The organism is Bacillus sp. ISL-78, from assembly GCF_018613455.1.
In the GTDB taxonomy this organism is placed as follows: Bacteria; Bacillota; Bacilli; order Bacillales; family DSM-1321; genus Peribacillus; species Peribacillus frigoritolerans.
This window is the reverse complement of the sequence record NZ_JAGGQC010000033.1, coordinates 1-8,994: the sequence shown is the minus strand read 5'-3', so window position 1 is coordinate 8,994 and position 8,994 is coordinate 1. Positions and strand designations below refer to the sequence as shown.

The following is an 8,994-nucleotide window of genomic DNA, read 5'->3' as shown; positions in this document are numbered from 1 at the left end:
CATACAAAAAAGCTGTCTTAAAGACAGCTCCGATCTTAAGCTAAAGCACCCGTTAGTTCATTACTGTTTTTTCCATAACCCACCTGAACAGGGAGTAAAGCCGCACGTTTCATAAAAGTTTTTATGTTTGGGATCATGCGTTAAGGTAACAATTTCTAAACCATACCGTTCAGACTCTCTTAATAATTCTCCTACTAATTCCACACCAATTCCTTTTTTTTGATAATCAGGATGAACAATTATGTCTTCCATATAACCATGTTCTAATCCCATACCAGCAACATAACCAAATGCAATAAGTTTATTATTTTCGTTTCTTACTCCAGCCCAAAAGTTACATCGTTTGAATAAGGTTGGAAAATCTCTGTCGCGTCTTCCCCAACCAATCAGTTCCCTTAATTCCGGTACTTCATGATTAGATATTGGTATGTTTATTATGACCTTATAGTACATTTAATTCCCCTTTCACCATCTACAATAGAATTCAATATTATGCAGACTTATTCCTTGTAGAACTAATCTGCCCCTTTAGTTCATTAAGAAAAACTGCTCTAAGGCAGCTCCGATTTCAGCTAACTTAAATTGAATAAAAGCTTAAAATTCCAATTATCATAGCGATTAAAAGAATTGATACTAAACCAATAAGTATATTAATCCAAGTTTTCATGTAATCACCTACTGTTTAAGTTTTGGACAAAAAAAAGACGGTTTTACTGTCGCCTTTACCTAAGATGACAGGATGGTCTCTAAACCATATAAGGTCCGTACGTGACCGGATACACAGAAGCCCATTATTAGGATATCTTGATCATATTTTCAAAGAAGATTTTTCAAATGGTGGACCAAAAATGCACGTTGAATATGGAAAATCTCAGCATGGGCTAATTTGTCTTACCTTTGAGTCTGTCTTTGCCTTAAATAATATAAACCACGAGCTAAGTTAAAAAGGGAATAAGAACCAAAAAGAATTGGAAAAGCTTTAGAATTTTGAAAAACGCTAAAAGAAACTAAAGCCAAAATAAGAAAAAATAGAGTGAAGATAAAACTTTGTGTATACCTGGGAAGCTTTTTCAAAAGTAAATCACCTCTTCCTTACTTTACCAATAAATGAAAGATTAGTGAATCTCATAATACAGTGCTTCTAATCTCTATATTCATAAAAATTACTTATTAATTTATTACGTCACAGTTCGAACACACTACGCTTAATGAACTAACCTGCCCCGTTAGTGCCATAAGAAAAAGGCTGCCGCAGCAACCCTTGTTATTGAAGTAAAGCACCCGTTAGCTTAAGTACATTTATTCACAAAATTCTTTCATTTTGCTATTTAAATCATCATAATCTTCTTTTTTAAAAGATACAGTTACTCTAGCCAGTCTTTCCGAATTTGGATAGAGGTACATTTGTTGATTGAATCTTATCCCTAAAGGTCCAATTATTCCATAAATCAGATTTAAAATATTGAAACAATCTAAGTCTACTCCATCTTTTAAATGGTTCTTTATACTAATAACCATTAAGTTATCGATAACTTCAAATTTAGGTTTCTGGGGGTTAATATTTTTAATTTTACAAATTCTCTTTACTGCTTGTTTAAAAAAATCTGAATCCCCAATATTTTTCGCCAAAAAAACACCCCTTATTTTTTAACTTTTTCACTTATATTCTACCTTAATGCAAATATAACCTTTTGCAACTAACCTGCCCCTTTAGTGGCATAAGAAAAAGCTGCCTTAAAGACAGCTCCGTTCTTCAGCTAACGCACCCGTTAGTTTAAGTACAATCCTTCACAATTTCGTCTACCCTATATTTTGTGAGTTTTCAATCTATCTAGGTTTTGGCCTTCTGTACTTTCACGGCTTAGCAGTCGACGGCGGAAGGAGTAAAGATGGATAAAGAAGAGAGTATGTTGTATGTGTAAATGGAGGGAACAGGAACAGGATGTGAAAATTATAGAAGCTGTAGAACCCATACCTGAACCAAAAGAATTGAATATATAAGTGTAAGGGAGATAAAGAACAAATACAGAGATTTTCGGAGCATCATTATCCAAAAAGGAGGAATTGATAGCAAGTTATGACTAAGAAATTAATCGGTTATCATAGCATGTACCAGCAACAAAAGAAAACAGGACTGTATGATGAAAATATTTGTTTATCACCAAGTCCACCAAGAGGTTGTCCAAATATTTATCCAGTGAGGGAAAACCCAAATCCAAATAACATTTTAAAGGTAAAAACTTTTCAATATACTGCAATTTCTGACGGCATAAAAAGGATTTATACCAATCAAGATGGAGTATTAAAATACAGAAGCTCTGGTATTCTTAATCCAAACAGCGTATCTTATATAAACTTATTTATAAATGGAATATTACAGCCAAATATAAATTACATCGTAGAACAGGGAAAACTTACATTCTCTAACGATATACCCCCATCTGGATCCCCTATTATTCTTCAATTTGTAATAATTTATGGATAAAGAAAAAGTGGAAAGTTCTTACGCATCCAATGACAAAATGCCGAACAATCACCATGTTGATTACCGGCATTTTGTCATTGGCAAATCATGAGTATTAGTTGACTACAACTTCAACAACAATTGGAGTTGAAGCATCGAGTGCATCGCCACCTGGAATAGTTATAGTAGTAGTAGTAAGGGTTGAGGTATCAGCTGTTTGAATCTGAGCATTTATATATAAAACATAATAGGCAAATGAACCTGGAAATGCGGTTGCAGCTGCACCAGCATCATTCGTAAAGGCTGTTGCTGCAATAGCAAACGTTGCCCCAGTACCTGTGCCATCTCCTATTGTGGCAGTGAATTTTCTTGAAGCCATAAAAGGTTTGATAATAGGCATTTAGAGTCACCACTTTCTAAAAGAATTAGGACATTTTTTTAAAAGAAATACTTGTCCTTGTTCCAGTTTATTAATCTTTTTTATTTTGGTGACGGTAAACTACCTACCAATAAGCCTATTTACAATATTTTTAATAATTGTAAAAGTATCCTAAATGCTTTTTTCTTAAATAATTAACAAATGGACAGCAGTATACAATATCTGTAGGAAGTTTTATTAATGATATTAGATAGATTGGTGATTATTTACCATTCCTCTTGTACACGCAGAACAGCACTAACTGTCCCTGTATTTGAGGTTATGTTTCTTACACATAATGTTACAGGAGTAGACCCAGTCATGACTATGTCCACTGGGAATGATGTTAATGCGGCACGATTACCTGAAGCAGCAAGACCGCCCATTATTTTCACGCCTGTGGATACATTAATTGCTGTAGCTGATGTATCTGCAAAACAACATGTTTCATTAGATAAAGTCTCACTTGGATTAACCCAATTTGCTCCAGTAAGAGTTGAGCCTTGTCTTAATTGCCAAACAACGTCCATAGAGGTAATAAGATCAAAACCATTAACGGTTACATTTATGGAGTTACTTTTGGTTGCTCCTGAGGGGAATGTCGTTTTTTTTTGAAAACTGACAAGTGGCACAAAAGTAGTATTATTAGTAGAAACATTTAATCTACGCTCTGAGGTCATCCGGTTCAATGGCTTAGCTGTACCTAAGTTAGCATAATATCTCCCTCTCACGTTAGCAGTAAGAGATTGTGCGGTAGCACCATTTTGGATTTGGACACAAACTGGTTGGTTAGGGTCTCCTACAATAGGTTGTGATATAGTAGATTGTCTATGACATGTTATTGGTTTTTCTAAATTATTAGTTGGATCGACCATAAGTATTCGATACTCTACAATGCCATAATTACTTCCAAATCTAATTTGGTACATATATCCCCTACTTGGCTCTAGTGTTAACTTACTTGGTCCAGTTCCATCTAATTTATCGATATTCCATTGGGACTGATAAACTTTAACATTCTCATTTCCATTTCTTCTTGTTGCAATAAATATTCCACCGGAATCCTTGCCAAAGTACAGACCATTATCATTATCAAATATTCCCCATGTTATCCTTTGGTTTCCTGTTGGTGGAGAAGGAATCTGAATAGCTACACCTGTTTCAAAAGCTGTACCACTGTTAAATCGGCCACGTTCTGCCGTATCTAAAATAGCAGAGTCGTTTGCTGAGGCGGTAGTAGTTAAAATATATCCATTTCCATTAGTATTGTTCACACTTCCATTTCCACTTGTTGTGACCACATCTCGTAGAGCAGAAACACCATATGCAGGTAAAACGTTGAAGATATTATCAAACTGGGCAACTTGTAAGCGATCATATAACGAGCCGATACTTGGATCAATACCACTAATATTTGATTTCATTGAACCGTCAATGGCACCTCCATAAATCAATATGATTGACATTTTACCACCCTTTCACAAACCAGTAGTTCATTTATAGATATTCAATCTATATTGATTCTAGAATTGTTAGTTCAACGTTGTTTTACTAAGGAATCATAGATTGATTCGTAACCTAATTCAAAATAAGCTTTTTGAGTTTCAGCATTATTAACATTCGCATAAGCTCCAGGGGTTACAGTAAAGCACAAAGTGGCTGTGAGGAACAATTTTTTTTAAACAAGTTGCACATCCTTAAATTTGGTTAAATATAGTTACTTTATTTTTCACTTATATACCAAACTTAATTCGCAAGTCGCACAGTACGAATACACTGTGCTTGTGGAACTAACCTGCCCCGTTAGTGCCATAAGAAAAGAGCTGCCTTAAAGACAGCTCCGATCTTCAGCTAACGCACCGTTAGTTCATTAAGAATAGGTTTTCGTTATCAGTCCTTTGTAATCTGAAACCATCTGAAGGAATTTTTCTTTCTCTTCTAAATACGGTACGTGATTACTTTTTTCAAAAATATAAAGTTTGGAATTTTTCAAACCTGCATTTATTTCTTCAGAAAAAACAAGAGGACATTGGGCATCGTGTCTTCCACAATAAACAATGGTCGGGATAGTAACCTGATACAGTTCAGTTTGAATGTCGTAGTTTGGCAGGTCATTAAAAGAATAATAATCTAGCCTTTTTTGTACAACTTTTCCACTGCTCGGTTTTTTAAAATATTCATCCCATTTTTCTTTGTTATATAAAGACATATTAGTCCATTCTCTGTTAGCATCCCTTCGCTCTTCAGTGGTAGAGTCAGGAGATTTTAATACAGCAAAAATCTTTTTCAGTTTTTTATTTAGTGGACTACGAGGACTATAAATACTGCCTTCGTGTTCCATATATTTTTTAGTAGCAGTTGCTCCTCCAACTAATAGTTTTGTCAGAGATTTTGGAAACATTGTTGCATAAATTAAACCAAGCATTCCTCCAGTTGAATGCCCTGCAAAGCACCATTTATTATAATTTAAAGCTTCTCTAATAGCCTCTAAATCCTTAGAGGTTTCTTTCATACTTAATTCCTCTTCTATACCGGCTTTTTGGGTTCACTTCATTGGCGGCCTTTTAGAATTTAAACTAACTCTAAGATTTCTTTGAAGTTATTCACTACAAAATCTGCTTGTTTTAATTCATCTTCTTGAGCAAAGTCAAAGTTCACACCAACTGCAATAAGTTCATTATCCTTAGCAGCAGATATATCTGAAGACCGGTCTCCGACAACGTAACCTTTTCCAATTTGATTTTTATTTTTCACCATTTGCACTAAATCTGACTTATGCCCAGATCTAATTAGTTGGATACTATATGTATTTTGAATAAACCTATCCAAATTATAAGTTTCTACAATTGCTTGTAAATATTCTATCTGTCCATTGCTGGCAATAAACAAGGGATACTTTTTACTTAACTCATTTAATGTTCTCTCCACATCAGCATATAATGCACCTTTTTGTGCTTGTATTAGTTCTATAAGCTTTTTATGAAAAATCTCATTACTCTTTACTCGTATTTCTAGTGAGTGGTTTGGGCAAAGTGTTTCCCATACAACCGGTAGAGGTACACCCATAATTTTCCTATATTGCTCAATCGGTGTTTTTGAATCCCATAAATTTTCTTTTCGTAGTACATCAAATGTTTCTTTTAGGGCAGGTTCTAAAATTAAATTTGTTTGAAATAAGGTTCCATCCATATCAAAAATAATTGCTTTACTCATTGAAAATTCCCCCTCTCTTTATCTCTCATTAAAACATTTTTAAAAAGCACTGCCTTAAAGACAGTTCTTATCTTCAGCTAACGCACCCGTTAGTTCATTAAAGTTAGTTTTTACTTGTGATTTTTTAATATTTGAACCTCTTCTTCTAGTTTATCGATTTTTTGTTGAAGTTCTTTCTTAGGTTCTGAAATTCTTCGACCTAATATAACGAGGAAGCCGGTAATAGCAATAACTCCCCCAGCAGAAGCTATAATCAAAATCAAGGTAATATCAAACATAAAAACAACTCCTAATTTATTTTCTATATCACGTAAACTACTTAATAAATATAATCAGGTTAATTTTACCATTAAAAACCACATTCGTTCTTCAACTATCCTGCCCCTTTAGTTCTATAAGAAAAGGAGCTGCTAATCAGCTCCTAGTAATGAAGTAAAGCACCCGTTAGTTAAATTAGAATAGTTGCATCTTAATTCCCATTTATGTCATTGAAGATATATAAACCTACACCCAATATAAAAATAAGAATAAACACAATCCACTTTGTATAATACCAGCCCTTTATTCTATCAATAACCACAAAAAGAGTAATAATAATAAGAGATATACCCTGGGATACACCCAATGCTGTCCATATGTTCCTATATTGGATAGGAAGTAATTCAATTAATAGATAAAAACTTCCAAAAAAAAAACAAAATGCCTGGAGGCTGTTTCCTTTTATATTTCTCAGTTCGCTTGGGATATAATTCCATTTAATCTTGGACTCCTCAACTATAATTCCTAAAGTGATAAAGTTCAATTAAATCATATATTCTTCAACTCTTGCACCTTTTAGTTGAACAAGAAATTCAATCTTTTTTCTTTATGTAGAAGAAAAAAATCATAATTAATAACCAAAAACTCCATACCTCAAAAATACCCGATGAAGACCACATTTCACTTATCCCCGGAGTATTAAAAGTAATATACGTAAGAATAAATGAAACTACAACCAACAATATTTTTAATTTCACTTTTTACACCTACCCCAAAAGTCTGCTTCTAATATATTACATTTTATAGTATTTACTGCAATATTTACTAAAATCAATAAAATAATTTTATTGAACTAAACTGCCCCGATAGTTGCATAAGAAAGAGCTGCCTTAAAGACAGCTCTGATCTTCAGCTAACGCACCCATTAGCCATCTATGAAGCGCAAAAATCAGCGCTTCACCACAGAGAATGAAAATTGGTCTCTATGTCGATAATGTTTTAATGGCTGGCGAAGAAGGTCGTTGAACTATGGTGCCTTTGAGCCCATCCGTTAGTCTGACTCCGACGACCACGGTGTACCACCGACTGTCGCGCCTTTATGGGTAGCACTCATGGGAGATTAATCCTTTTTTGGTCGTCGCGCTAGCCTCTACTTAATTTGCTTTGATTGGAGTTTTTTGTTTAACGATTTACCAAACTCAATCAGATCACTCATAAGGCTCAGCCTTTTTTTAAAAAGCGTTTTTACTGGGTCTTTTTTCTGGATTTTGAGCTTTTTTAATTTTCATGGGAGTTTAAGTAGAAATCTTCACAATATTAATTAACATAAATACATTGATTTTCCCCTTAAATTAGAAGCTTATAGTGTAAACGGGTTTAGTAATTATAAAAACAGGGTAATTGTAGTTTTGGCATATAAAAAATAGGGGGATTATATTATGAAGGTGTCACTAGATGCATATAAATTACTGGAATTCATCCAAGAAAATAAAGAGGATTTTGAAGATTCATTATTAAACGAAGCATCTAATGTGAAAGAAAAAATTGAAGAAATTCTAACGGTCGGTAATATTGACCTGATAAATAATGCCCATATGCTGATTCAATACATTATTGAGGGTAACGAACAAGAACTTGAATCATTTGCTAAACAAGAAGGTATAGCTTGGGCGACACACGCAATTCCATTATCTTTCAAATTAGAGTGGGTGCAAGCCATTCGAAGAACCTTGTGGAAGTTCCTACAAGAATATAACGAGGTAACGAATAAGGTTTTAACTGAAGCATTTTTTTCGGTAGAAAAACAAGTAAATAATCAAGTAGACAGGTTTTTAAATGTTTTTTTTATTACATATTCTCAATACAAAGATTCATTGATAATGGCTCAAAAAGAATTGGTTGAAAATCTTTCGGTGCCTATAATACCAATAACACCCACTATATGTATTTTGCCTTTAATTGGTGCGGTTGATCTTTACCGAACGAATATTCTCGAGGAAAAAGTTTTAATAGAGATTGGAAAATTACGTATTCAAACATTGATTATTGACTTATCTGGAATTATGGAAATGGAGACTGAAGTAATTGATCATTTAATGAAGATTATTGACGGCACTTCATTAATGGGATGTGACACTGTGGTTACCGGGATAAGAGCTGAAGTGGCTAGAAATATGATAAACGTAGAAATGAGATTAAATGAAAAGGCACAAACATTGGGAACTTTACAACAAGCATTGAATAAATACTTATTAAGTTAAACACGGAGAATCTTAGAGAGGGTCGCTTTGCCGACTCTTTTTCTAATTCAATATATTCTGACCAACTGTCTAAATATTTGTTCCTGCCCAGCAATTACATCTTGGTATAAAAACTATAGTTAGGTATTTAATTCAACACCAATCAATTCGTTTTCTTATTCAACTAAACTCCCTCAATAAACTAAACACAATCTCACGATTGCTCTAGAATTCTTAGGATTTCATAGTCATATCATTAACCGTTATCTATGTAAGCTCGGCATTACTCCTCAAGGATAGGGATTTATCGAAAAAAGTGTATGCTAAACTAGCCAATTATAGGAAAAAATTGGTTTAAGCAAAGTTATGATCGCACTTTTGGATATCCACATGTCTCATGG

General features: G+C 33.9%; 9 protein-coding genes. 2 read left to right on the top strand and 7 right to left on the bottom strand.

Going from position 1 to position 8,994, the window contains the following annotated elements; all coding sequences use genetic code 11:
* Positions 1-60 precede the first annotated feature (60 nt).
* The gene (locus tag J7I96_RS24585) at positions 61-453 is read right to left on the bottom strand and encodes a GNAT family N-acetyltransferase (protein ID WP_215048146.1); all 393 of its coding nucleotides are present in this window, start codon (positions 451-453) and stop codon (positions 61-63) included.
* Between the two features lie 846 nt (positions 454-1,299).
* A complete protein-coding gene (locus J7I96_RS24580) occupies positions 1,300-1,629 on the bottom strand; it encodes a hypothetical protein (RefSeq protein ID WP_215048144.1) in 330 nt (109 codons plus the stop codon).
* 448 nt (positions 1,630-2,077) lie between these two features.
* Here J7I96_RS24580 and J7I96_RS24575 point away from each other — a divergent pair, with 448 nt between their 5' ends.
* On the top strand, positions 2,078-2,485 hold the full coding sequence (locus J7I96_RS24575; RefSeq protein ID WP_251029238.1) for a DUF4183 domain-containing protein: 408 nt from the start codon (positions 2,078-2,080) through the stop codon (positions 2,483-2,485).
* Between the two features lie 94 nt (positions 2,486-2,579).
* On the opposite strand, the gene J7I96_RS24570 is transcribed toward J7I96_RS24575, so the two are convergent.
* From J7I96_RS24570 to J7I96_RS24550, 5 genes are all read right to left on the bottom strand, one after another.
* Positions 2,580-2,864: a DUF4183 domain-containing protein gene (locus tag J7I96_RS24570; RefSeq protein ID WP_214774902.1), complete on the bottom strand. Its 285-nt coding sequence runs from the start codon at positions 2,862-2,864 to the stop codon at positions 2,580-2,582.
* A gap of 245 nt (positions 2,865-3,109) precedes the next feature.
* Complete coding sequence (locus J7I96_RS24565; RefSeq protein WP_251029237.1) at positions 3,110-4,348, bottom strand: hypothetical protein; 1,239 nt, start codon at positions 4,346-4,348, stop codon at positions 3,110-3,112.
* A gap of 404 nt (positions 4,349-4,752) precedes the next feature.
* Complete coding sequence (locus tag J7I96_RS24560; protein ID WP_215048142.1) at positions 4,753-5,394, bottom strand: alpha/beta fold hydrolase; 642 nt, start codon at positions 5,392-5,394, stop codon at positions 4,753-4,755.
* A 59-nt stretch (positions 5,395-5,453) separates the two neighbouring features.
* Complete coding sequence (locus J7I96_RS24555; protein ID WP_214774904.1) at positions 5,454-6,095, bottom strand: HAD hydrolase-like protein; 642 nt, start codon at positions 6,093-6,095, stop codon at positions 5,454-5,456.
* 110 nt (positions 6,096-6,205) lie between these two features.
* A complete protein-coding gene (locus J7I96_RS24550; RefSeq protein WP_214771514.1) occupies positions 6,206-6,373 on the bottom strand; it encodes a hypothetical protein in 168 nt (55 codons plus the stop codon).
* Between the two features lie 1,416 nt (positions 6,374-7,789).
* Here J7I96_RS24550 and J7I96_RS24545 point away from each other — a divergent pair.
* The gene (locus J7I96_RS24545; RefSeq protein ID WP_396020137.1) at positions 7,790-8,614 is read left to right on the top strand and encodes an STAS domain-containing protein; all 825 of its coding nucleotides are present in this window, start codon (positions 7,790-7,792) and stop codon (positions 8,612-8,614) included.
* Positions 8,615-8,994: the final 380 nt, after the last annotated feature.